Genomic DNA, 26,013 nt, shown 5'->3' with positions numbered 1-26,013 from the left:
GTGGTCAGGCCGTCGCATCGTAGGCGGCCAGGTAGTCCGCAAACCGCTCGCGTACGCCCTCGGGTGTCAGGCCGTAGTCGGCCAGGTCGTAGTCGTGTGCGCCGCGGGAGCCGGGCTCATGTGCTCTGGCCCACCGCTCGACAGAGTCCGAGGTGGCCTGGGTGAACCTCAATCCCAGGCGCTCGTAACTGGTTCGCAGGGTGTGCACCGGATCGGTTTGCAAGTCGGCAAAGGAGACATCGGCGAACCGTTCATGGCCCATTCGGGCGCGGAAGTCCATCGCCCGCCGGACCGCTTCGACCCAGCTGTCAACTTGCTCGGCGCCGAGTTCCTGAGGATCTTTACGGTCGCTGCTCCAGCTGCGTACGTACTGGATCAGGCTGCACACCGACCCCATCACCTTCGCCGGATCGCGATGACTCCACAGGAATTTGGCGTTGGGATACGCCTCGACGAGCGCATCGAGGGCAAACATGTGCACGGGGGTCTTGAGGTGCCAGAGCACCGGCGGGCAATGCCACTGCAACAGCTGGAGCACCCGACGGTGAAAGGTGTAGGTCTCGCGCATATCGCAGTCCATCAGCCACGCGAGATACCGGGGTGCGCGGACCGCGCCGTCAAAGTGGAAGGTGCGAAAGCTCATTCCCATCAGATCCTGGCACTCGGTCGGGGCCGTCGGCTCGGAGTTGTACAGCGTCTTCATCAACGGGAACATTTCGTCGAGCATCTTCAGGCCGGCCTCGGCCTGTGCGATTCGCGGATCGGTGTGCTGGGTGGCGGCCTCCGGCGGCGGGGTGGGCGCCTGGGATTCCCACATCCGGAGCGATCGGAACTGAGGGTCCGCGGCCACGAGTTGGCTCAATGCTGTGGTGCCCGTTCGGGGTAGGCCGATCACAAAGACCGGGCCGCCGACCACCTGGTCGTTGATTTCGGGATGGCGGCGGTAGGTGTCCTCGATCTTGAGGCGTTGAATCAGGGCGTTACTGATGGTCGCGTGCTGGATGACCCGGCCCATATCGTTGAGGTCGGCTTCGGTGTTCAATGCATCGACGATGCGCTCGAGCCCCTCGCGATAATAGGACGACCCAAAATCCTCGAGACCTGTTGCGGCACAGGCGCCGTCTTCCAGCTGGTCGGCGTCGAACATCACCGCTCGAACCTTTTGCGCACGGCGCGGCGACGCGCCGCGAGGACACGCCGGCGCTCTTCGGGAGTGACTTTGGTGGTGTCGGGCGGCAACTCCGCACCGATGTTGCCGTACGCGACGACCCGGGTCGTCGGTGTCGGTGCCGTTTCGGTGCGCACGCAGCGCAGAATGATCGGGCCGTTGCTATGGCCGGCGGTGTCAAGCCAATTGGCCACCCCGGGGTCAGCTGCACACAGCACCACCCGCACCCGGCCGTCGGAATCCACTGCTGCCTGATGGGCGTTCAAGCTGGACTGGTGGCGCCCGTAGTGGATGGTCTCCCACCACGGGTTGCCGATCGAGAAGCTCCAATAGATTCCTTGGGGTGGTTTCACTTCGACGATGAGCGCCTCGTCGGGCTCCAGCTCCCAGCGGCCTATCACCGGCCGGTTCTCTGCGGCGGCACCGATGTCAGTGCGATCGATCGGCGGTAGGAAGCCGTTGGTCGGCGCGGCGGCACCGAACTGCAGGAAGAACGCCAAGTTGTCCCGGACGAAGTCCCCGAGGGCCACGAGCTGCCGCGACAGCGCGGCGTCCGGACCGACGGAGGGGCCGTGGGCATCCACCGCATCGCCAAGCCGCTCGATGTGCAGCGAGGATGCGACTTCGGTGTCCCAGTCGTAGAAGAAGTGCCGAACCGTCAGCGTGGGATGGTCGCCTTCTATCCGCATCCAATTTCCCGGTCGCTCATCAACCGACAGCACCACTTCAAAATGGCCGTCAGGGTCCACCTCGAGCTCGTCGACCAGTTCGTTCGCGGTTGCCGCGATGCCGTTCATCGTCTGCAGCCCGACGTAGCGTGCGGTGCCCCGGTTGCCGGACAGTCGGTAACTCTCCCCGCCTCGCAGCACCGCGCGGGTGTAGAGGCAATCCGGACACTCCATTCCCCAGGTGACGATGTCGTCCGTGCTGGTGCGCTGGACGCACAGGATCGGATCGGGGTCGAACCGCAACACCTCGTCGATGCCCGCGGTGAGCAGTACCAGCAGATGCCGCATTCCTCCGGCGAGATCGACCCGATTTCGACTTCCCGCGTCGGACGCCACCACCTGCGCGGCTTTGTGGAGTCGGTCCTGCAGATACGCCCACGCCCGGACCAGGTCCAGATCGCCGTCGTCGGATGCCGCCAGCGCTGCCTCGGCGATTGAAAACGGCAGCCACGCCATCGCCTTCTTCGCAGCGCTCACGCGTTTCCCCGCTCGGTCGGAGTTGAAGAGCCCTTAACTGAAAATAGTGTTTTCAGTTAATGAGCTGACTATCGCAGCTGACTGCCGAGAATGCAACGTGCGCGAGTAGGTTGACACCGTGACGCCCACCTTCGCCGATCTCGCCAAGGCGCAATACATCCTGCTGACCACGTTCACCAAGGACGGCAAGCCCAAGCCGACACCGATCTGGGCCGCCGCAGACGGGGACCGGCTGCTGGTCATCACCGGAGAAAAGTCGTGGAAGGTCAAGCGGATCCGCAACACACCGCGGGTCACCCTGGCGACCTGCACCATGCAGGGCCGCCCGACCAGTGAGGCCGTCGAGGGCACCGGCGCCATCCTCGACAAGTCGCAGACCGCCGCCGTCTACGACGCGATCGGAAAGCGGTACGGCATCCTGGGTCAGGTGTTCAACTTCTTCAGCAAGCTGCGCGGCGGCATGGAGAACAATGTCGGTCTCGAGCTCAAGGTGGCGCAGGCCTAAGGCCGCATGGGCACCGTCCTCATCCCGATCCCGGACCGCGACTTCGACCCGACCGAGGTCGCCGTCAGCTGGCGCGTTCTGACCCGCAACGGTCACCGGGTGGTGTTCGCGACCCAGAGCGGTGCGCCGGGGGTGGCGGACGAGATCATGGTGAGTGGGCGCGGCTTGGACGTGTGGTCCGCCCTGCCGGTGCTGAGCGCTATCCCGATGATCGGGCTGATGCTGCGCGCGAACAGGGACGGACGCAGCGCATACCGGGACATGTTGGCGTCGAACGAGTTCCAGCATCCGATCGCGTGGGCCCAAGCCGGCCTCGGCGGCATCGACGCGCTGCTACTGCCCGGGGGACATCGCGCCCGCGGAATGCGCAGCTACATCGACAGCGACCTCCTGCACCGGCTGGTGGTAGAAGCCTTCAACCGCGGCATCGTCGTCGCCGCGATCTGTCACGGCGTACTGCTGGCCGCGCGCAGCGTCGACCCCGAAACGGGCCGCTCGGTGCTCTACGGGCGCAAGACCACCGCCCTGACGTGGGCGATGGAGCGCCTGGCGTGGCGGTTGACGCGCGTCACCCGATTCTGGGACCGCAACTACTATCGCACCTACACCGAGGAACCCGGCCAGCCCGGCGGTTACATGTCGGTGCAGGCGGAAGTCACTCGCGCACTTGAAGATTCGACGGATTTTTGCGATGTGGTGCGCGGTTCACCGGGGTGGCGGCGCAAGAGCTCCGGCATGGCGCGCGACACCGCGACCGACTCGCGGCCCGCGTTCGTCGTCGATGACGGCAACTACGTGTCGGCGCGCTGGCCGGGTGATACTCACACCTTCGCGACGGTCCTGTCGCGAAAGCTCAACTGACGCAACTACGTCGTCGTCCCCGCCGCCAGATGTTCGCCGAAGAACGCGAAGACCCGGCTCCACGCGTCCTCGGTGGCCGCCCGGTCGTAGCCGAAACCGGTGATCCGAAGCAGCGGCTGCGCGGGCAATTCGTTCGCGAAGCTGTGTCCGACGCCGGGATAGACCTTCACGTCGGCGGTGATGTTCTTGCGGGCGACGGTCTCGCGCAATTTCTCGGGCGCGCCCCGGCCCAGCGGGTCGCGGGCGCCGAAGCTGGCCACGATCGGGCACGCCCCCTCGAGCGTCCTGTCGAGGTTGCGGGGCAGGGGAGCACCGTAGAACGGCGCGGAGGCACCGAAACCCTTGGGCGACATCACCAGCGCGAACTGGCCGCCCATGCAGAAGCCCGCGATGCCGACCTGGCCGGAACATTCCGGCATGGCTTTCAGGTGATCGCGGGCCGCCAGGATGTCGTCGAGGGCGCGGCCGCGCTGCGTCTGCAACTCCTTCATGACCCGGGTGATGCAGCGGATGCGCCCGCCCCGCGCGTACATGTTCGGAGTGATCGCCACATAACCGGCCTGGGCGATGCGCTTGTTCGTCGACTCCTTGTCCCGGCCGTATCCGAACGCGTCGTGGATCACCACCACGCCGGGCCACGGGCCCTGACCCGCGGGCAGGTCCAGCAGCGCGTCGATCGGTCCGTCGGGCGTGTCGATCTCAATCGTGGTCATAGCGTCATCTAACTGCAATCGGCCCGGACACCACCATGGGAACTTCGACTCGGCCGGCACACGTTGGCGTGACATGTTGTCACGGCTGTTTCTCGTCTACGCCGTCGTCGAGCTGGCGGCGGTCATCGCCCTGGTGTCGACGATCGGGTGGGGTTGGACGCTGCTGGCGCTGGTGGGCAGCTTCGTGCTCGGCTGGGTGCTCTTGGTGCCGATGACGGGCTCGCACCTGCTCCGCCAGATCGGGCGCCTGCGCTCCGGCCTCGCCGAGTCGCGCGCCGCGGTGCGGGACGGGACGTTGGTCACGCTCGGCGCCCTGCTGGTCCTGATACCCGGACCGGTCACCACGGTGTTGGGGCTCTTGCTGCTGGTGCGGCCCGTCCGGTCGGCCGTCGGCCCGGGGTTGGCCGCGCTCGCGATGCGCGGCCTGCGGCAGCGGATGCCCCTGCTGGCCGACACGACGCTGTTCGGTGCCGGGGTGCGTCACCGTGGCACGGCCGGCGGCGACGGCAACCTCGACGGCTACATCGAGGGCGAGGTCGTCGACGTCCGGGACATCCGCCCGCCCGCCCTGTCCAACGAGCCGGTGCGCGGCGGGTACCCGGGGCGGCCCGCCTGGGACTGAACACGTTCCGCCGGCACACGTAGTTTTGGCCTGTGAGCGAGACGTCCACCACCCTGCTGGTCAACGGCCGGGTGCACAGCCCGACCCACCCCGACGCCACCGCCATGGCGGTGCGCGGCGACGTCGTCGCGTGGCTGGGCGGCGATGACGTGGGCCGCGACCTGTTTCCCGGCGCCGAGATCGAGGACTTGGACGGCGGTTTCGTGGCGCCGGGGTTCGTCGACAGCCACATCCATCTGACCGCGACCGGCCTGACGCTCAGCGGGCTGGACCTACGCGCGGTCCGCTCGCGGGCGCACTGCATCCAGATGGTCGCCGACTACGCGGCCGCCCACCCCGGCCGACCCGTGTGGGGGCATGGCTGGGACGAGTCGTCGTGGCCCGAGAACCGCCCGCCGGACACCGCCGACCTCGATGCCGTCCTCGGCGACCGGCCGGCCTACCTGTCCAGGGTCGACGTCCACTCCGCGCTCGCCTCGACGGCGTTGCGCCGGCTGGTCGCGGACCTACCGGCGGCGGCCGGCTTCGCCGAAGACCGGCCGCTCACCGGCGACGCTCACCACCTGGTCCGCGCCGTCGCGCGCGACCTGTTGACGCCCGACCAGCTGGTCGACGCCGCCGCGGCCGCCCTGCGGGCCGCCGCGGCGGCCGGGGTCGTCGCGGTGCACGAATGCGCCGGGCCCGATATCGGCGGGCTGGACGACTGGCTGCGCCTGCGGTCCCTCGATCACGGTGTCGAGGTGACCGGCTACTGGGGTGAGGCGGTGAGCACGCCCGAACGGGCACGCGCGCTGGTCGAGCAGACCGGGGCGCGCGGGCTGGCCGGCGACCTGTTCGTCGACGGCGCCCTCGGGTCACGCACCGCCTGGCTGCACGAGCCGTACGCCGACGCCGCGGACCGACACGGCACCTGCTACCTCGACCCCGACGCCATCGAGGCGCACGTGCGTGCCTGCACCGAAGCGGAGGTGACCGCCGGCTTCCACGTCATCGGCGACGCCGCCGTCACGGCGGTGGTCACCGCCTTCGAACGCGTGGTCGCTCAGCTCGGGCCGGTGGCCGTCGCCCGGTGCGGGCACCGCCTCGAGCACCTGGAAATGGTCACCCCCGAGCAGGCCGCCCAGCTGGGCCAATGGGGCGTCATCGCCAGCGTGCAGCCCAACTTCGATGCGTTGTGGGGCGGGACCGGCGGCATGTACGCGCGGCGCCTCGGCGCCCAGCGAGGCGGTCAGCTCAACCCGCTTGCGCTGTTAGCATCCCAAGGCGTGCCCCTCGCGTTAGGTTCCGACGCGCCGGTGACGGGCCTCGACCCGTGGGCCAGCGTGCGCGCGGCGGTCAACCATCACACCCCGGGCAGCGCGATCTCCGCGCGGGCCGCGTTCGCCGCCGCCACCCGTGGCGGCTGGCGGGCCGCCGGCGTCCACGACGGCAAGACCGGAACGTTGGTGCCCGGCGCACCGGCCTCCTACGCCGTCTGGGACGCGGGCCCCCTGGACGTCCACGCACCCCGCGACGCCGTCGCGCGCTGGTCGACCGACCCGCGCGCCCGGGTGCCGGCGCTGCCGCGCCTGGGCCCGACCGACGCCCTGCCACGCTGCCGTCGAACGGTGCATCGGGGCGCTGTCATCCATGGCTAGGGAATGGTCCGGCGGAAACGACCGTCCCGACCAGCCCGACCCGCCGGTCGACGACGGCGTCGCGGCGCGCCCGGACACCGACCCGATCAGCGACGAAGCCGAATCGGAGCGCGACGACGAGCCCGCCGCCGTCGTGTCGGGGCCCGAACCCGGCCCCGAGCCAGACGACGGCGCCGCCGCCCCGCACGCCGGCGGCGCGCCGCTGACGGACCGGCTGGGGAGCCTGGGGCGCCGGGTGCTCGCGCGGCTGCCGGCCGTCCGGGCTGCCATGGGTCCGCGGCTGACTCGGTTGGCGTGCGCGGTGGCGGGCGGCGCGCTGCTCTTCGCCAGCTTCCCGTCGCTGAACTGGTGGTGGGGCGCGGTCGTCGCGGCCGCGCTGTTGGCCTGGGTGCTCAAGCACCCGGCGACCACGCCGGCGGGTGGGTTGGGCTACGGCTTCCTCTTCGGGTTGGCCTTCTATCTGCCCCTGCTGCCGTGGATCAGCATGCTCGTGGGTGCCGTGCCCTGGGTGGTGCTGGGGATGACCTGTGCGCTGTTTCCCGCCCTGTTCGGCCTGTGCGCCGTGGTCGTGCGCCGGCTGCCGGGCTGGCCCGTCTGGTTCGCGCTGGTGTGGACGGCCCAGGAGTGGCTGAAGTCGATCGTCCCGTTCGGCGGCTTCCCGTGGGGGTCGGTGGCGTTCGGCCAAGCGCAGGGACCCTTCTTGCCGTTGGCCCAGCTCGGGGGCGCAACGCTGCTCTCCATGGCGATCGTGCTGGTCGGGTTCAGCGCGACCGCCATCGAGCTGGAGATCGTGAAGTGGTGGCACACCGGTCAGGCGGCGCGGCGCGGCGGCGAACCGGCCGACGCCGCTGCGACACCGCCTGCGGTGGTGCTGCCGGGCGTGTGCATCTGCCTGGTGATGTTCGCGTGCGTCGTCGTCTGGCCGCAGGTCCGGCACGCCGGCACCGGGTCCGGCGGCGAGCCCTCGGTCACCGTCGCGGTGGTGCAGGGCAACGTGCCGCGGCTCGGCCTCGACTTCAACGCCCAGCGCCGGGCGGTGCTCGACAACCACGTGCGCGAGACCCTGCGGCTGGCGGAGGACGTGCGCGCGGGCCAGGCGCCGCAACCGCAGTTCGTCATCTGGCCGGAGGACTCCTCGGACATCGACCCGCTGGCCAACGTCGACGCCGCGCTGGAAATATCGCAGGCCGCGACCGCGATCGGCGCGCCGATCCTGATCGGCACCGTGTCGGAGCTGCCCGGCAGCCCGCCGGAGAATCCGCAGTACACCAACACCATGATCGTGTGGAATCCGTCCACCGGACCCGCCGATCGCCATGACAAGGAAATCGTGCAGCCATTCGGCGAATACCTGCCGATGCCGTGGCTGTTCAAGCATCTTTCCGGCTACGCCGACCGCGCCGGGAACATGGTGCCCCGCCCGGGCCGGGACGTCGTGCACATCGCGGGGGTGCCGGTGGGGGTCGCCACCTGCTGGGAGGTGATCTTCGACCGCGTCCCGCGCAAGGCGGTCCGCAACGGCGCCCAGCTGCTGGCCGTCCCGAGCAACAACGCCACCTTCAACAAGACCATGAGCGAACAGCAGCTGGGATTCGCCAAGGTGCGGGCCGTCGAGCACGATCGATACGTGGTGGTCGCCGGCACCACCGGGATCAGCGCGGTGATCGCGCCGGACGGGGCCGAGCTGGTGCGCACGGACTTCTTCCAGCCCGACTACCTGGACATCCAGGTACGCCTGAAGACGAAACTGACGCCGGCCACCCGCTGGGCTCCGCTGCTGCAGTGGCTCCTGGTCGCGGCGGCCGGGGCGGCGATCGTGGCGGGGATACGGCACAATGGATGGTTCCCGCGTTCGATTCGGCGGGGGTCCGAGGCCCCGGACGAATCCCCAGGGGCCGGCCCGCCGGCGGCCGCAACCCCACCCGCCGAGGCCGACTCGGCCGGTCCGCCCGACGAGGGCGGGGACCAGACGCCGCCGGATGACGGCGGTGACTACACTCCGCTCCACGGGGGCGGCCGACGACCGTCGCGTAAGTTCGGGCGACACAGAGGAGCTACATGACCACCGGCCAGCCGGCGCCCCGGGATCCGGGAAGTCGTCCCAGCGAGCGCGTCCTGGTGATCATCCCCACCTACAACGAGCGGGAGAACCTGCCGGTGATCCACCGGCGCCTGAAGGACGCGTGCCCGCACGTGCACCTGCTCATCGTCGATGACAGCAGCCCCGACGGCACCGGTGAGCTCGCCGAGGAACTCGCCGCCGCCGACGCCGGTCGCACCCACGTGATGCACCGCACCGCCAAGGACGGGCTGGGCGCGGCGTATCTGGCCGGCTTCGCCTGGGGCCTGAGCCGCGACTACTCGGTGCTGGTGGAGATGGACGCCGACGGCAGCCACGCGCCCGAACAGCTGCACCGTCTGCTGGACGCCGTCGACGCCGGAGCCGATCTGGCCATCGGGTCCCGGTACGTCGAAGGCGGATCGGTGCGCAATTGGCCGTGGCGGCGCTGGGCGTTGTCGTGGACGGCCAACACCTATGCGCGGCTTGCGCTGGGTATCGGCGTCCATGACATCACCGCCGGCTACCGCGCCTACCGCCGCGAAGTCCTCGAGGCGATCGGTCTCGACGCGGTGGACTCCAAGGGCTATTGCTTCCAGATCGACCTGACCTGGCGCACGGTGTGCAACGGCTTCGTCATCGCGGAGGTGCCGATCACCTTCACCGAGCGTGAACTCGGCGTCTCGAAGATGAGCGGATCGAACATCCGCGAGGCCCTGGTCAAGGTCACCCGCTGGGGCATCGAGGGGCGCAAGAGCCGCGCCGGCACCCAGCGCGCCGACAACCGCAGCTAGGCGGCCGGGTCAGCCGCGGCGGCGCGAGCGAATGATTTCGAGCCGCTCCTTGAGCAGCTCTTCGAGTTCTTCAACGCTGCGCCGCTCCAGCAACATGTCCCAGTGGGTGCGCGGCGGCTTCACCTTCTTCGGCTCGGGCAGGTCGCCCTCGATCAGCGTGCCTTCCATGCCGTTGCGGCACAGCCAGGTGCCGGGGATCTCGGCGTCGTCGGCGAACGGGACCTCGAACTCTTCGCCGTTCTCGGTGCGGTACCGCGCGATCTGGCGCGGGGCGAGGTCGTGGTTGCGGTCGGTCTCGTAGCTCACGGCTCCGAGGCGACTGCCCCTAAGGACGCGATCAGCCATGTTGCTACTCCTCTAGGTTTTCGAACTTCTGGGCTGCTGCTCTTTTGGGCTGCTGTCGTGCAATTCTGTCCGCTTGGCAAACGTCGTGGCGCTCTGCGTAGTTCCCGGATCGGTTGCCGGCGTACGCGACGCGACCCTCAATGATACCGGGATCGCCGCGCGATCCCGACTAAAGTCGGCAGGCGTGAGTCGTCGCACCCACCCGCAGCCGTGCCGCTGGTGCGGTCGAGACGTGTCCGACGCCGGGATGGGGCGTCGCCGCCAGTACTGCCGGCAGTCGTGCCGGCAGCGGGCGTACGAGCAGCGCGCCTCCCTGACCAGGGGCGCCGCCGGGGCCGCTCTCGCGTTGCCTCCCGACGCCGTGGTGCTGTCGGCCGACGACGCGGTCGACCTGTCCGACCGGGTCTACCAGGTGCGGTGCGCGGCCGAGGACGTCGCCACCGCCCTCGAAGAAGGAGCCCGGGCAGCCGAACTGCGCGAACTGTGCGACGTGCTGATCCGGGCCGCCCGAGCGGCCGACGGCTGGCGCCGGGCCGGTGTCTGAGCCGTCCTGAGCACTGCCGATGCACAGCCGGGTACAGTCGCGCCATGGCAGGCGCGTCAGTTGCATCCGGCTCTACCCGGGTCTGGACGGACCCCGGTACCCAGGGGCGCAACGGCGCGTTTCGAGCCCCTTGGACAAGGCGTTCCGCAGGCCGAAGCCGGTCCTCCCGCAGCAACCGGGGGCATCGGACGTTTTGAAATCCCGTCGGAGTTGGCCATACTCACCAGCGACATTCTTGGGCCGGAGAGCGGCACGGCATCGCATCGTGCAGCAATTTCCGTGACTCGGCGAGAGTCGCATCGGGGCAGCTGACGGCCAAGTTAGGCGAGAGGTAGTGATGGTGGATCAACTCCAGCATGCGACCGAGGCGCTGCGGAAGGCGCTGGTCCAGGTCGAACGCCTGAAACGCACCAACCGTGCGTTGCTGGAGCGGTCCAGCGAGCCGATCGCGATCGTCGGGATGTCCTGCCGCTTCCCCGGTGGCGTCGAGACACCCGAGGACCTGTGGCAGATGGTCGCCGACGGCCGCGACGTGATCACGGAGTTCCCCGCCGACCGCGGCTGGGACCTGGCGGGCCTGTACGACCCGGACCCCGACGCGCGCCACAAGACCTACGCGCGGACCGGTGGGTTCGTGGACGGTGTCGCCGACTTCGACGCGGCCTTCTTCGGCATCGCTCCGAGCGAGGCGCTCGCGATGGACCCCCAACACCGGATGCTGCTGGAACTGTCGTGGGAGGCCTTGGAAAGGGGCGGGATCGACCCCAGCGGGCTGCGGGGCAGCGCGACCGGTGTGTTCGCCGGCCTCATCGTCCAGGGCTACGGCATGCTCGCCGAGGAGATCGAGGGCTATCGCCTGACCGGCATGACCTCCAGCGTCGCCTCGGGCCGCGTGTCGTACGTGCTGGGGCTCGAGGGGCCGGCGGTGTCGGTGGACACGGCGTGTTCGTCGTCGTTGGTGGCGTTGCACATGGCGGTGCAGTCGCTGCGCTCGGGGGAGTGCGATCTGGCGCTGGCCGGCGGTGCGACCGTCAACGCCACCCCGACGGTCTTCGTTGAATTCAGCCGCCACCGGGGGCTGGCCCCTGACGGCCGGTCCAAGGCTTACGCCGGCGCGGCCGATGGCGTCGGCTGGTCGGAGGGCGGCGCGATGCTCGTCGTCGAGCGGCTCTCGGATGCGCGGCGGTTGGGTCATCCGGTGCTGGCGCTGGTCCGCGGCTCGGCGGTCAATCAGGACGGTGCGTCCAACGGGTTGACCGCGCCGAATGGTCCGTCGCAGCAGCGGGTGGTGCGGGCGGCCCTGGCCAATGCCGGCTTGTCGACGGCCGATGTCGACGTGGTCGAGGGCCACGGCACGGGGACCACGCTGGGCGACCCCATCGAGGCCCAGGCGTTGTTGGCGACATACGGCCAAGACCGGTCCGAGCCCCTGTGGCTGGGGTCGATCAAGTCCAACATGGGTCACACGCAGGCCGCGGCGGGCGTGGCCGGTGTGATCAAGATGGTCCAGGCCATGCGCCACGAAATGTTGCCGGCGACATTGCATGTCGACGTGCCCAGCCCGCATGTCGATTGGTCGGCGGGTTTGGTGTCGCTCCTGACGGAGCCGCAGCCCTGGCCGGCGAGTCGCGTCCAACGGGCCGGCGTGTCGTCGTTCGGGATCAGCGGCACCAACGCACACGTGATCATCGAGGCGGCGCCTGCGCCCGAGCCTCCGGAGGACGGCCCGAAGCCTGCGGCAGTGCCTTGGGCGGTATCTGCTAAATCGTTGCCGGCGTTGAGGTCTCAGGCCGCCCGGCTGGCCGCGCATGTGCGCGCCAGCGGTGAACTCGACGTCGCCGACGTGGCCTGGTCGCTGGCGGGGCGCGCGACCTTCGAGCATCGGGCCGTCGTCGTCGGTGGCGATCGGGACCGGTTGCTGGCCGGGCTGGACCAGTTGGCCGGCCCCGACGTTGAGGTCCCGACCGGTTCCGTCATCCTGGGCAGCGCCGGGCCGGCCGGCAAGAACGTGTTCGTGTTCCCCGGTCAGGGTTCCCAATGGCTGGGCATGGGCGTCGAATTGCTGGACACCGCACCGGTATTCGCCCAGCAGATCCACGTGTGCGCGGAGGCGTTCGCCGAGTTCGTCGATTGGTCGTTGATCGACGTCCTGCGGGGCGCCCCCGGCGCTCCGGGGATGGATCGCGTCGACGTGGTGCAACCGGTGCTGTTCGCGGTGATGGTGTCGCTGGCCGAACTGTGGAAATCGATCGGGGTCAACCCGGACGCGGTGATCGGCCATTCGCAGGGGGAGATCGCCGCGGCGTACGTCGCCGGCGCCCTCTCGCTGCGCGATGCCGCACGGGTGGTCACCCTGCGCAGCAAGTTGTTGCGGTCGCTGGCTCATTCCGGCGGCATGCTGTCGATCGCATGCAGCACCGAGCGGGCGCGGGAATTGTTGGCGCCCTATGGCAATCGGGTCAGCATCGCGGCCGTCAACGGCCGTTCCGCGGTGGTGGTATCGGGTGAGGTGGCCGCGCTGGAGGAACTCGCCGGCTTCTGCGCCGACCTGGAGCTGCGCACCCGTCGGATCGACGTGGACTATGCCTCCCACTCGGTCGAGGTCGAGGCCATTCGTGACGAGCTGGCCGAGGCGCTGGCCGGTATCGAGCCGAGTTCGTCGCGCATCGCCTTCTTCTCCACGGTGACCGGAAACCGTTTGGACACGGCAGGTTTGGATGCCGCGTACTGGTATCGCAACATTCGGCAGACCGTGCAGTTCGACCAGGCGGTGCGCGCCGCATGCGAGCACGGGTACCGCACCTTCATCGAATCCAGTCCGCACCCCGCGCTGATCGCCGGCATCGAAGACACCTGCAACGACTGCACCGGCGGCGAGACCGAGGCCGCCGTCATTCCCACTTTGGGCCGTGACGACGGCGGCCTCGAACGATTCCTCACGTCGGCCGCCACCGCGTTCGTCGCGGGCGTGAGCGTGGATTGGCACGGTGTCCTGGCGGGCGCACGCTTCGTGGAGCTGCCGACGTACGCCTTTGACCGGCGCAGGTTTTGGCTGTCGGGGGAGGGTATCGGGGCGGACGCCGCGGGCCTGGGGCTGGTCACCAGCGAACACGCGTTGCTCAGCGCGGTCGTGGAGCTGCCCGCCTCCGACGGGGTGCTGCTGACGGGTCGGCTGTCGCCCAGCCTGCAGGGTTGGTTGGCCGATCACGCGGTCTCCGGCGCCGCCGTGTTCCCGGGCGCGGGGTTCGTCGAGTTGGCGATCCGGGCCGGCGACCAAGTCGGCTGTTCGGTGGTCGACGAACTGACCCTCCAGGCCCCCCTGATGCTGCCGGCCGCCAGTTCGGTTGCCGTACAGGTGGTTGTCGGTCCCAGCGAAGAAACGGGCCGGCGTGCCGTCTCGGTGTTTTCCCGCGCCGATGCCGGTTCCGGGTGGGTGTGTCACGCGGAGGGAGTCTTGAGCTCCCGGTCGATCGAGCCGAGCGCCGACCTGGCCGTGTGGCCGCCCGAGGGCGCGGTCGCCGTGAACGTGGCCGACGGTTACGACCGCCTGGCGGCGCACGGATACGGCTACGGCCCGGCGTTCAGGGGATTGACCGCGACGTGGATCCGCGGCGACGAGGTGTTCGCCGAGGTGCGACTGCCGGACGCGGCGGGCGGCGTCAGCGGGTTCGGAGTGCACCCGGCGTTGCTCGACGCGGCCATGCACGCCGTCATCATGGCGCAGCAGGCGGCGGGCCAACCCGTCGAAGTGATGCTGCCCTTCTCCTGGCAGGACGTGTCCTTGCACGCCGCTGGCGCCAGCGCGGTGCGCGCCCGGATCGCGCCGACCAATCCGGCGGTAGGTGGGGGCGCGACCGCGATCTCGATCGAGCTCGCCGACGGGCTGGGGTTGCCGGTGCTGTCGGTGGGCGCGATGGTGGCCCGCCCGGTGAGCGAGCGGCAGCTGCGCGCGGCGGCGTCGAGTTCTGGTCCCGAGCGACTCTTCGAGGTGGCGTGGTCACCGGCCACCGCGGCGGCCGCTACCCAGCCGGCGCCGCCCTACGAGATAATGGAATCGGTTGGCTCCGAACAGGATCCGGTCACCGCAACCTACCAGCGGACCCACCAGGCGCTGACCGCCGTGCAGGCGTGGTTGACCGAGCGCGATTCCGGGGTGCTGATCGTGGCGACCCGCGGAGCCGTCGGATTGGCCGGCGAGGACGTCGGCGACCTGCCCGGCGCGGCGGTTTGGGGTCTGGTGCGCTCGGCGCAGACGGAGCACCCCGGGCGTATCGTCCTCGTGGATTCCGATGTGCCACTGGATGATCGGACGGTGGTATCGGTGCTCGCGGCCGGGGAGCCGCAGATATTGCTGCGTAACGGTCAGGTCTATACGGCGCGGGTGCGGCCCAGCCGCGCGGTCGAAGATCTCCTGGTGCCCCCGGCGGACGGACCCTGGCGCCTGGGCATCGGCAACGCCGGTACCTTCGAAAACCTGCAACTGGAGCCGGTTCCCAATGCCGGCGCGCCATTGGAGCCGGGTCAGGTGCGGGTGGCGCTGCGCGCGATCGCCGCCAACTTCCGCGACATCATGATCACCCTGGGCATGTTCACCCACGACGCGCTGCTCGGCGGCGAAGGCGCCGGCGTGGTGACCGAGGTCGGCCCGGGCGTCACCGAATTCGCGGTCGGCGACTCGGTTTACGGGTTCTTCCCCGACGGCAGCGGCACGCTTGTCCCCGGCGACGTCCGCCTGCTGCAGCCGATGCCGGCCGACTGGTCGTACGCCGAAGCCGCCGCCATCTCCGCGGTCTTCACCACCGCCTACATGGCCTTCGTGCACCTGGCCGACGTCAAGCCGGGGCAGCGCGTGCTGGTGCACGCGGCCGCCGGTGGTGTCGGCATGGCCGCGGTCCAGCTGGGCCGGCACCTGGGTCTCGAGATCTTCGCGACGGCCAGCAAGGGTAAGTGGGACACGTTGCGGGCCATGGGCTTCGACGATGACCACATCTCGGATTCCCGCAGCCTGGATTTCGAGGAGAAGTTCCGGGCGGTGACCGGTGGCCGGGGGATGGATGTAGTGCTGGATTCGCTGGCCGGCGACTTCGTGGACGCCTCCCTGCGACTGGTGGCCCCCGGTGGCGTGTTCTTGGAGATGGGCAAGACCGACATCCGTGACCCCGGGGTGATCGCCCAGGAGTACCCGGGCGTGCGTTACCGCGCGTTCGACCTCTTCGAGCCCGGCCGTCCCCGGATGCACCAGTGGATGATCGAGCTGGCCGGGCTTTTCGACGCCGGTGTGCTGACGCCGTTGCCGGTGACCACCTTTGACATCCGGCGCGCCCGTGCGGCGTTGCGGTACCTGAGCCAGGCCCGCCACATCGGCAAGGTCGTCATGACGGTGCCGGACGCGTGGGCTGCGGGCACGGTGCTGATCACCGGTGGCACGGGAATGGCGGGTTCGACGCTGGCCCGTCACCTGGTGACGCAACACGGGGTGCAGAACCTGGTGTTGCTGAGCCGCAGCGGTCCCGACGCGCCGGGGTCCGCCGAACTGATCGCCGAACTGCAGGAAGCCGGCGCCCGGGTGCGTGCGGTCGCGTGCGATGCGGCCGACCGGGCGGCCCTGGCCTCGGTGATCGACGATATTCCGGCGAGCCATCCGCTCACCGGGGTGATCCATGCCGCCGGTGTCCTCGACGACGCGATGGTCACGTCGTTGACTCCGGAACGGGTGGATGCCGTGTTGCGCGCCAAGGTCGATGCGGCCTGGAACCTGCACGAGCTCACCCGCGGTCTCGACCTCTCCGTGTTCGTCATGTTTTCGTCCATGGCGGGTCTGGTCGGGTCTTCGGGCCAGGCCAATTACGCGGCCGCCAACTCCTTCCTCGACGGGTTGGCCGCGCACCGGCGGGCCCACGGGTTGCCGGCGATCTCGCTGGGATGGGGCTTGTGGGATCAGGCCAGCGCCATGACCGGTGGGCTGGACGCCGCCGACCTCGCCCGGCTCGGCCGCGACGGCATTCTGGCCTTGTCCTCCGACGAGGCGATGCAATTGTTCGACACCGCGCTGATCGTCGACGAGCCGTTCATGGCGCCCGCCCGCATCGACCTGGGCGCGCTGCGTGCCCACGCCGCCGCGGTGCCACCCATGTTCGCCGATCTGGTCAACGCGCCCGCGCGGCGCCAGGTCGACGACTCGCTGGCGGCCGCGAAGTCGAAATCGGCTCTGGCGCACCGTCTGCACGGGCTGCCCGAAGCGGAACAGCACGCCGTGCTGCTGGACCTGGTCCGCTCGCACATCGCAACGGTCTTGGGGAACACCACCCCGGAGGCGATCGACCCGGACAAGGCGTTCCAGGACTTGGGCTTCGATTCACTGACCGCCGTCGAGATGCGTAACCGGCTGAAAACCGCCACCGGGCTGGCGCTTTCGCCCACCCTCATCTTCGATTACCCGACACCTAACGGCCTCGCCGGCTACATCCGCAGCGAACTTGCCGGAGTGCCACAGGAAATCACGCCAACACCGGTCGTTCGTGGCGCCGCCGACGACCCGATCGTGATCGTCGGAATGGCGTGCCGGTATCCGGGCGGGGTGAATTCCCCCGAGGACCTGTGGCGGATGCTCGTCGAGCGCCGCGACGTGCTCTCGGCCTTTCCCACCGATCGCGGCTGGGACCTGGCTGGCATCTACAACCCGGATCCCGACGTCCCGGGCACCTGCTACACCCGCACCGGCGGCTTCGTGGACGGTGTCGCCGACTTCGACCCGGCCTTCTTCGGGATCGCGCCGAGCGAGGCGCTGGCAATGGATCCACAGCAGCGGATGTTCCTCGAGCTCTCGTGGGAAGCCTTGGAGCGGGCCGGAATCGAACCCGGCGCGTTGCGGGGCAGCGCGACCGGCATGTTCGCCGGGGTGTACACGCAGGGCTACGGCATGGGTGCCGCCCCGGCCGCGGAGGGCTTCCGCCTGACCGGGCAGTCGTCGAGCGTGGCGTCGGGCCGGGTGTCCTACGTGCTGGGCTTGGAGGGCCCCGCGGTGTCGGTGGACACGGCGTGCTCGTCGTCGTTGGTGGCGCTGCATCTGGCGGCGCAGTCGCTGCGTTCGGGGGAGTGCGACCTGGCCCTGGCGGGCGGCGTCACCGTGAATGCCACACCCGACATCTTCGTGGAGTTCAGCCGCATGCGCGGGCTGTCCGCCGACGGCCGGTGCAAGGCGTACGCGGGGGCCGCCGACGGCACCGGATTCGCCGAAGGCGGCGGCATGCTGGTCGTGGAGCGACTCTCGGATGCGACGCGGTTGGGCCACCCGGTGCTGGCGGTGGTGCGGGGTTCGGCGATCAATCAGGACGGCGCGTCCAACGGCTTGACCGCGCCCAACGGTCCGTCGCAGCAACGGGTGGTGCGCGCGGCGCTGGCCAATGCCGGGCTGTCCGGGGCCGAGGTCGACGTGGTCGAGGGCCACGGCACGGGAACAACATTGGGCGATCCCATCGAGGCCCAGGCGTTGCTGGCGACCTACGGGCAAGACCGGCCCGAGCCGCTCCTGTTGGGATCGATCAAGTCGAACATGGGCCACACCCAGGCCGCCGCCGGCGTCGCCGGTGTGATCAAGATGGTGCTGGCGATGCGCCACGACCTGCTGCCGGCGACGCTGCACGTCGACGAACCCAGCCCGCACGTCGACTGGTCGGTGGGATCGGTGGCGCTGCTCACGGAGCCGCAGCCCTGGCCGGCGAACCGTCCGCGCCGGGCCGGCGTGTCGTCGTTCGGCATCAGCGGCACCAACGCGCACGTGATCATCGAGGCCGCGCCGGTCGAGGCCGCCCCTGCCGTGGAACGCTCCACAGCGCCGGTCGTGCCATGGGTGGTGTCGGCAAAGTCGTTGTCGGCATTGGGCTCCCAGGCCGCGCGGCTCGCGGGGCATCTGCGCGAGCGAGACGAGCTCGACGCCGGCGACGTGGCCTGGTCGTTGGCGGGCCGATCCAACTTCGAGCACCGCGCCGTCGTTGTCGGTGGTGATCGCGAGCAGCTGCTGGCCGGCCTGGACGAGTTGGCCACCGGTGAAGCCGGGTCGGTCGTCCAGGGCACCGCGACGCCCGGCGGCAAGACCGTTTTCGTCTTCCCCGGACAAGGCGCCCAGACGCTCGGCATGGGAATGGGCCTGCACGCCGCCTACCCGGTGTTCGCCGAGGCGTTCAACGCCGTGGTGGCAGAGCTCGACCGGCACCTGCTGCGGCCTTTGCGCGAGGTCATGTGGGGCCACGACGAAAACCTGTTGAACACCACCGAGTTCGCCCAGCCCGCGCTGTTCGCGGTGGAAGTCGCCCTGTTCCGGTTGCTCGAATCCTGGGGCGTCCGCCCCGACTTCGTGCTGGGCCACTCGATCGGGGAGTTGTCGGCCGCGCACGTCGCCGGCGTCCTGTCGCTGGAGAACGCGGCGGTCCTGGTGGCCGCCCGCGGCCGCTTCATGCAAGCCCTGCCGCAGGGCGGCGCGATGATCGCCGTGCAGGCGACCGAAGACGAAGTGTGCCCGCTGCTGGTGCCCGAGGTCGGCATCGCCGCCATCAACGGGCCTGCGTCGGTGGTCATTTCGGGCGCCGAGGACAAGGTGGCCGCGGTAGCGGAGCGACTGCGCGCCGACGGCCGCCGCGTCCACCGATTGGCGGTATCCCACGCGTTCCACTCGCCGCTGATGGATCCGATGATCGACGAATTCGGCACGGTCGCAGCCGGACTCGCCGTCGGCAAACCGGCGATACCGATCGTGTCGAACCTGACCGGGCAGCCGGCGGCCGACGACTTCGCCTCGCCGGCCTACTGGAAACGGCATATTCGCGAGGCGGTACGGTTCGCCGACAGCGTGCGCTTCGTGCACTCGGCCGGCGCAAACCGCTTCCTCGAGGTCGGCCCCGGCAGCGGGCTGACGGCATCGATCGAAGAAACGCTTCCCGACGCCCCCGTGATCACCATCTCGGCGCTGCGCAAGGACCGCCCCGAGCCGGTGACCCTCACCCACGCGGTCGCGCAAGGATTCGTCGGCGGGATGGACGTGGATTGGCGCGCCGCCGTCGGTAAAGCCAATTTCGTGGAGCTGCCCACCTATGCGTTTGAGCGCCGGAGGTTTTGGCTGTCCGGCGACGGTGCCCCGGTCGACGCCGCGGGGTTGGGGCTGGCGCCCGGTGAGCATGCGCTGCTCGGCGCGGTGGTGGAACTGCCGGCTTCCGGCGGGGTGGTGTTGACCGGCCGGCTGTCGCCCGGCGCGCAAGGCTGGCTGGCCGACCACGCCGTCGGTGGTGTGGTGCTGTTCCCGGGCGCGGGATTCGTGGAGCTGGCGATCCGCGCCGGCGACGAAGTGGGTTGCGGTGTTGTCGACGAGCTGAATTTGGCCGCGCCGCTGGTGTTGCCGGGTTCGGGATCGGTCGCGGTGCAGGTCGTGGTCGGTGGTGCCGACGAATCGGGCGCCCGCGCCGTGTCGGTCTTTTCGCGTGCCGACGCGGGTTCGGGTTGGTCGTTGCACGCCGAGGGTGTGCTGCGCGCCGGCTCTGTCCAGCCGAGTGTCGATCTGTCGGCGTGGCCACCGGTGGGCGCCATCCCGGTGGACGTCGGCGACGGCTATGAGCGCCTGGCCGACCGCGGGTACGGATACGGGCCCGCGTTCCGCGGCCTGACCGCGATGTGGCGTCGCGGCGACGAGGTTTTCGCGGAAGTCAGCCTGCCCGCCGACGCGGGGGTCTCGCCGGCCGGTTTCGGCGTCCACCCGGTGATGCTCGACGCGGCACTACACGCGGTGATCTTGACCTCCGACGCCGACGATCTCCCCGAAGGTTCGATGTTGGTGCCGTTCTCGTGGCAGCAGGTGTCGCTGCACGCCGCGGGCGCGACGGCGGTGCGGGCGCGGATCGTGCCGGTGGGCGATTCGGCGGTGTCGATCGAACTGGCGGACGGTTTGGGGCTGCCGGTGCTCTCGGTGGCCTCGATGGTCGCCCGGCCGGTGACCGACCAGCAGCTGATGGCGGCGGTGTCGAACTCGGGACCGGAGCGGCTCTTCGAGGTGGTCTGGTCGGTGCAGCGGTCGACGTCGGTGCAGCCGGTCACGGTGTCTGCCTGGGGCGCAACCGAATCGGATGAATCCGGGGCGCGGCCGTCGGCGGTGGTGTTCGAGTCGGCGCCGGTGGCCGAAGATGTCGTGGCCGACGTCTACGCGGCCACCCGCGCGGTGCTGCCGGTGCTGCAGTCCTGGCTGGCCCGCGAGGGGGCGGGGACCTTGGTCGTGGCGACGCGCGGCGCGATGACGTTGCCGGGGGAGGACGTCACCGACCTCGCGGGCGCGGCAGTGTGGGGCCTGGTGCGTTCGGCGCAGACCGAACACCCCGGCCGGATCGTCCTCGTCGACACCGATGGCCCGTTGGACGATGAGTCTGTCGCCGCCGCCCTGTCGGTCGGCGAGCCGCAGGTATTGCTGCGCGGCGGGGCGGTGTACACCGCCCGGGTGCACGGCAGCCGCGCCGTCGGCGGTCTGCTGGTGCCCCCGGGCGAGGGGCCGTGGCGATTGGGCATGAGCAGTCCCGGCACCTTCGAGAATCTGCGGTTGGAACGCATCCCGGACGCCGACGCCGCGCTCGAGCCCGGGCAGGTGCGCGTCGCGCTGTCGGCCCTGGCCGCCAACTTCCGCGACGTGATGATCGCGCTGGGGCTGTATCCGGATCCCGAGGCCGTCATGGGTATCGAGGCCTCCGGCGTCGTCGTGGAAACCGGCCCGGAAACCGGCTCGGGCGAGCCACGTTTGGCGATCGGCGACCGCGTGATGGGCTTGTTCCCCGACGGCACCGGAACGATCGCCAGGACCGACCAGCGCCTGCTCGCCAAGGTGCCGGCCGGCTGGTCGCACACGGCGGCCGCCACGACCGCGGTGGTGTTCGCGACGGCCTTCTACGCGCTGGTGGACCTGGCGGCCGCCAAGCGGGGCCAGCGGGTGTTGGTGCACGCCGCCACCGGCGGGGTCGGGATGGCCGCCGTCCAGCTGGCCCGCCATCTGGGATTGGAAGTGTTCGCCACCGCCAGCCGCGGCAAGTGGGACACGCTGCGGGACATGGGCTTTGACGAGGACCACATCTCGGATTCCCGCAGCCTGGACTTCGAGGAGAAGTTCCGTGTGGTCACCGGTGGCCGGGGGATGGATGTGGTGCTGGATTCGCTGGCCGGCGACTTCGTCGATGCCTCCCTGCGACTCGTCGCCCCCGGCGGCGTGTTCCTGGAGATGGGCAAGACCGACATGCGCGAGCCCGAGGTGGTGGCCCAGCAACACCCCGGTGTGCGCTATCGCGCGTTCGATCTGTTCGAGGCCGGCCCGGACCGCATCGCGCGGATCCTCGACGAGCTGGTCGCCTTGTTCGGTGACGACGTGCTCCGGCCGTTGCCGGTGACCAGGTTCGACGTGCGGCGCGCGCCGGCGGCGTTGCGGTATCTGAGCCAGGCCCGCCACGTCGGCAAGGTTGTCATGACCCTGCCGGACGCCTGGGCGGCCGGCACGGTGTTGATCACCGGTGCGACCGGGATGGCGGGTTCGGCGTTGGCCCGCCACGTGGTGGCGCGCCACGGCGCGCCGAATCTGGTGTTGGTGAGCCGGCGTGGTCTGGACGCGCCGGGGGCCGCGGAGTTGGTGACGGAGCTCAGCGCCGCCGGTGCCCAGGTGCAGGTGGTGGCGTGCGATGCCGCCGACCGCGAGGCCCTGGCCAAGGTGATCGCCGATATTCCGGTGCAGCGGCCGCTGTCGGCAGTGATTCACGCGGCCGGCGTCCTCGACGACGCGGTGATTTCTTCGCTGACCCCCGAGCGGGTGGCTGCGGTGTTGCGGGCCAAGGTCGATGCGGCGTGGAACCTGCACGAGCTGACCCGCGAGCTGGATGTGTCGGCGTTCGTGCTGTTTTCGTCGATGGCCGGATTGGCGGGAGCGTCAGGTCAAGCCAACTATGCGGCGGCCAACTCGTTCCTGGACGGGTTGGCCGTGCACCGGCGCATGCACGGGTTGCCGGCGATGTCCCTGGCCTGGGGACTGTGGGACCAGGCCAGCGCGATGACCGGCGCGCTCGGCGCTGCCGACCGTGCCCGGTTCGGCCGCGACGGGATTGTCGCGATGTCCTCGGACGAGGCGCTGGAACTGCTGGACACCGCGCTCATCGTCGACGAGCCGTTCCTGTTGCCCGCCCACATCGACCGTGCCGCACTGCGGGTCAAGTTCGACGGTGGAACGTTGCCGCCGATGTTCGTCGATCTGATCAACGCGCCGACCCGTCGCCAGGTCGACGATTCGCTGGCCGCGGCGAAGTCTAAATCCGCCCTGCTGCAACGCCTGGAAGGGTTGCCCGAGGACGAGCAACACGCGGTTCTGCTGGACTTGGTGCGATCCAACATCGCCACCGTGCTGGGCAACACCAGCCCGGAGTCCATCGATCCGGACCGTGCATTCCAGGAGCTGGGCTTCGACTCGCTGACCGCGGTCGAGATGCGCAACCGGCTGAAATCCGCTACCGGCCTTGCGCTGTCGCCCACGCTGATCTTCGACTATCCCAACTCCGCTGCGCTGGCCGGTTACATGCACCGAGAACTCGTCGGAGCAACCGAGCAACAGAGCCCGGCCGCGGCGCCCGGGGAGGCCGAGATCCAGCGCGCGGTGGGGTCGATTCCGGTCAAGCGCCTGCGGCAGGCCGGGGTGTTGGAGCTGTTGCTCGCGTTGGCAAATGAGGCCGACGGCGCTCGAGCCGACGGGCAGTCCCCGGCCACGGCGGTGACCTCGGAGAAGGACATCGCGGACATGGACCTCGAGGACTTGGTCAACGCGGCGCTGATGGACGACGACGATTAACGATGAGCTTGCGCAAGGGCATTCAGTGAGAATCGCCATCACCGGGGCGAGCGGCGTGCTCGGCCGGGGCCTGGCCTCCCGCCTGCTCAGCCAGGGCCACGACGTCGTCGGGATCGCTCGGCGCCGGCCCGAAAGCTGGCCGAGCACAGCGGAATTCGTGGTGGCCGACATCCGGGACACCGATGCGGTGAGCCGCGCGGTCGCCGGCGCCGTGGCCGTCGCGCACCTTGCCTGGGCGAACAGCCCGGGCCCCGAGGCCCGCATCAGCGAGCAGGTCAACATCGAGGGCACACGCAACGTGCTGGCGGCGATGGCTGGAAGCGGGGCCAGGAGGATCGTCTTCGGGTCGTCGGCACAGGTTTACGGCGGCGGAAACGCGCCCAGGACCGAGCACGACGACAGAACGCCGGTCAGCGCCGACGGTCATCACAAGGCTCGGGTCGAGCGGATGCTCGAGGAATCGGATTTGGAGTGGGTCGCCATCCGCTCCGCGCTGATTCTCGGCCGAAGCGTCGATAACTGGGTGCGTCGGCTGTTGGCGCGGCCGGCATTCCCCGACGGGTCGGCCGACCGCCTCATGCAGGTCGTCCACCTCGACGACGCCCTTCGGCTATTCAACCGGGCGATCGTGGACACCGAAATCGGCAGCGGTCCCGTTAATCTCGCGGCCCCGGGCGAGCTGACCTTCCGGCGGGTTGCCGCGGCGCTCGGACGCCCCGTCGTGCGGTTGGGCCTTGGACCGGCCGAGTTGCAACTGGTGCACGGCGCGGCGTTCATGGATACCGCCCGGTTGCGTGAGCAGTGGGGATTCCGGCCCGCGTGGAACTCCGGTGAATGCGTCGAAGATTTCGCGCTTTCGGTGCGCGGCCGGGTCACCCTGGGCAAGCGGGTGGTGTCGCTACCGTGGCGGATGGCCACGATCGATGACCTTCCGTCCGTTGACGCGCCGACCGAGGACGGGGTGAAGCCCAATTGGGCTGGTCCAGCCGGAGATAACGGGGAGTTCGATACCCCGATCGACCCGCGTTTCCCAACTTTTCTGGCCACCAATTTGTCGGAGGCGCTGCCCGGCCCGTTCTCGCCGGCGTCGGCGTCGGTGACCGTGCGCGGGCTGCGTGCCGGGGGAGTCGCCATCGCCGAGCGGCTGCGCCCCGGTGGCATCATCCAGCGTGAGATCGCCACGCGGACGGTCGCCGTCTTCGCCCACCGGCTCTACGGGGCCATCACCTCGGCGCATTACATGGCCGAGACCGTACCGTTTGCCAAGCCCGCGACGATCGTCAGCAACAGCGGATTTTTCGGCCCCAGCATGGCGTCGCTGCCGATCTTCGGTGAGGAGCGTCCGCGCTCCGAGACCAGCCGAATCCGAAAGCAACTGCGGACCATTCGCAACATCGGGGTATTCGGTGTCAACCTCATCGGCCTGTCCGCCGGCTCGTCGAGGGACACCCACGAGTTCGTCGGCGATGTCGATCGCCTCGAACGCCTGGCGGACGACATCACCCGGCTGGACGATCGCCGGCTGCTCAGCCTGATCGCGTTGGCGCGCGACGATGTGGTGTACGGCTGGGTGCTGGCGTCGGCGTCGTTCATGCTGTGCGCCGCGTTCAACGTCCTGCTGCGCGGCTTGTGTGGGCGAGAAGTCGCTGCGCCGGCGGGACCCGAATTGGCCAGCGCGCGATCGGTCGAGGCAATCCAACGGTTGGTTCTCGCCGCACAACGCGACCCGAAAGTGACTGCGCTGCTGGCCGAACCGGGGGCGCGGCTGGGCAAGCTGGCCGTCGAGGCGCCGGAGTTTCACGCCGCCGTACTGGCCGAACTGGCGTTGATCGGGCATCGCGGCCCGGCCGAACTCGAGATGCTGTCGATCAGTTACGCCGATGATCCCGAATTGGTCGTCCGGATGGTGACCAGAGCGATGAGCGTCGCTCCGGTGCCCCAGCCACCGCGTGTCCCGATTCCCGTGCACGCCAAGCCAATTGCGCAGTTGGCCGCTCGCCAACTGCGCGACCGCGAGGTCCGTCGCGACAAAGTGGTGCGGGCCAACTGGGTACTGCGCAATCTGATGCGCGAGTACGGGCGCAGGCTGGTCGAGGCCGGAATCTTCGATACCGCCGACGATGTGTTCTATCTGCTGGTGGACGAGCTCGATGCGCTGCCGGCGGATGTCGGCGCGCTGGTGGCCCGGCGCCGCGCCGAACAACGCCGGTTGGTCGCCGTGGTTCCGCCGACGGTGTTCAGCGGGACCTGGCAACCGACAACGACGGCGACCGCCGTTCTCACCAGCGGGGAAACCCTGCGCGGTGTCGGCGTATGCGGGGGCAAGGTGCGCGGCCGCGTGCGAATCGTCCGGCCCGAGACCATCGACGACCTCCAACCCGGCGAAGTTCTGGTCGCGGAGGTCACCGACGTCGGCTACACCGCGGCTTTCTGCTACGCCGCCGCTGTGGTGACCGAACTCGGCGGCCCGATGTCACACGCCGCCGTGGTTGCCCGCGAATTCGGCTTCCCCTGCGTGGTGGACGTGCAGGGAGCTACCAAGTCGTTGCCGCCCGGCGCCCTCGTCGAGGTCGACGGCGCCGCGGGCGAGATCCGGGTGTTGGCGCCGGCTTCCGAGCACAGCCCGCCGCTGCCGGCGACCGGTGACACGCACTGAAATCTGTTGCGTTAACCGCCAATCGGAGGTCACGACGTCTGCTCGAGAACCCTCCAG

The 26,013-nt window shown here is 69.7% G+C and carries 11 protein-coding genes and 1 pseudogene; 8 read left to right on the top strand and 4 right to left on the bottom strand.

The window, feature by feature from the left end:
• Nucleotides 1–4: 4 nt before the first annotated feature.
• Together G6N37_RS08655 and G6N37_RS08650 are read right to left on the bottom strand one after the other, a co-directional pair.
• Entirely contained in the window at nucleotides 5–1,150 is a 1,146-nt protein-coding gene (locus tag G6N37_RS08655) for a sulfotransferase family protein (protein WP_163678677.1), read from the bottom strand.
• Nucleotides 1,147–2,352 (bottom strand): DUF1214 domain-containing protein, encoded by a 1,206-nt coding sequence (locus G6N37_RS08650; protein ID WP_163684777.1) that lies wholly within the window; start codon nucleotides 2,350–2,352, stop codon nucleotides 1,147–1,149. Before G6N37_RS08650 ends, G6N37_RS08655 begins: the two co-directional genes overlap by 4 nt.
• A 139-nt stretch (nucleotides 2,353–2,491) precedes the next feature.
• Between G6N37_RS08650 and G6N37_RS08645 the strand changes: the two genes are divergently transcribed.
• Nucleotides 2,492–2,878, top strand: coding sequence for a PPOX class F420-dependent oxidoreductase (locus G6N37_RS08645; protein ID WP_163678675.1), 387 nt, complete (start codon nucleotides 2,492–2,494; stop codon nucleotides 2,876–2,878).
• A 6-nt stretch (nucleotides 2,879–2,884) separates the two neighbouring features.
• Entirely contained in the window at nucleotides 2,885–3,739 is an 855-nt protein-coding gene (locus G6N37_RS08640; protein ID WP_163678673.1) for a type 1 glutamine amidotransferase domain-containing protein, read from the top strand.
• Nucleotides 3,740–3,744: 5 nt separating this feature from the next.
• Here the strand turns inward: G6N37_RS08640 and G6N37_RS08635 are convergent, their stop codons facing one another.
• Nucleotides 3,745–4,452, bottom strand: coding sequence for a dienelactone hydrolase family protein (locus tag G6N37_RS08635; protein ID WP_163678670.1), 708 nt, complete (start codon nucleotides 4,450–4,452; stop codon nucleotides 3,745–3,747).
• 73 nt (nucleotides 4,453–4,525) lie between these two features.
• On the opposite strand from G6N37_RS08635, the gene G6N37_RS08630 reads away from it, so the two are divergent.
• The 3 genes and pseudogenes from G6N37_RS08630 to lnt all read left to right on the top strand — a co-directional run bounded on the left by G6N37_RS08630 (nucleotide 4,526) and on the right by lnt (nucleotide 9,599).
• The gene (locus tag G6N37_RS08630) at nucleotides 4,526–5,074 is read left to right on the top strand and encodes an FxsA family protein (RefSeq protein WP_163678667.1); all 549 of its coding nucleotides are present in this window, start codon (nucleotides 4,526–4,528) and stop codon (nucleotides 5,072–5,074) included.
• Between the two features lie 104 nt (nucleotides 5,075–5,178).
• Nucleotides 5,179–6,711 carry an amidohydrolase gene (locus G6N37_RS08625; RefSeq protein WP_163684775.1) on the top strand — a complete coding sequence of 511 codons (1,533 nt, stop codon included), beginning with the start codon at nucleotides 5,179–5,181 and terminating at the stop codon, nucleotides 6,709–6,711.
• A 268-nt stretch (nucleotides 6,712–6,979) separates the two neighbouring features.
• Nucleotides 6,980–9,599: pseudogene (gene lnt / locus G6N37_RS08620) on the top strand (apolipoprotein N-acyltransferase).
• Here lnt and rbpA read toward each other — a convergent pair.
• On the bottom strand, nucleotides 9,574–9,909 hold the full coding sequence (rbpA, locus tag G6N37_RS08610; RefSeq protein ID WP_023364597.1) for an RNA polymerase-binding protein RbpA: 336 nt from the start codon (nucleotides 9,907–9,909) through the stop codon (nucleotides 9,574–9,576). The pseudogene lnt and the gene rbpA sit on opposite strands and share 26 nt — an antisense overlap.
• A gap of 184 nt (nucleotides 9,910–10,093) precedes the next feature.
• Here rbpA and G6N37_RS25980 point away from each other — a divergent pair, with 184 nt between their 5' ends.
• From G6N37_RS25980 to G6N37_RS08595, 3 genes are all read left to right on the top strand, one after another.
• Entirely contained in the window at nucleotides 10,094–10,453 is a 360-nt protein-coding gene (locus G6N37_RS25980) for a hypothetical protein (protein ID WP_179961887.1), read from the top strand.
• 337 nt (nucleotides 10,454–10,790) lie between these two features.
• On the top strand, nucleotides 10,791–23,300 hold the full coding sequence (locus G6N37_RS08600) for a type I polyketide synthase (RefSeq protein WP_163678658.1): 12,510 nt from the start codon (nucleotides 10,791–10,793) through the stop codon (nucleotides 23,298–23,300).
• 25 nt (nucleotides 23,301–23,325) lie between these two features.
• A complete protein-coding gene (locus tag G6N37_RS08595; protein ID WP_163678656.1) occupies nucleotides 23,326–25,956 on the top strand; it encodes a sugar epimerase family protein in 2,631 nt (876 codons plus the stop codon).
• Nucleotides 25,957–26,013: the final 57 nt, after the last annotated feature.

This window comes from Mycobacterium seoulense, from assembly GCF_010731595.1.
In the GTDB taxonomy this organism is placed as follows: Bacteria; Actinomycetota; Actinomycetes; order Mycobacteriales; family Mycobacteriaceae; genus Mycobacterium; species Mycobacterium seoulense.
The sequence above is the reverse complement of the archived record's forward strand: the minus strand, read 5'-3'. Positions and strand labels throughout refer to the sequence as shown.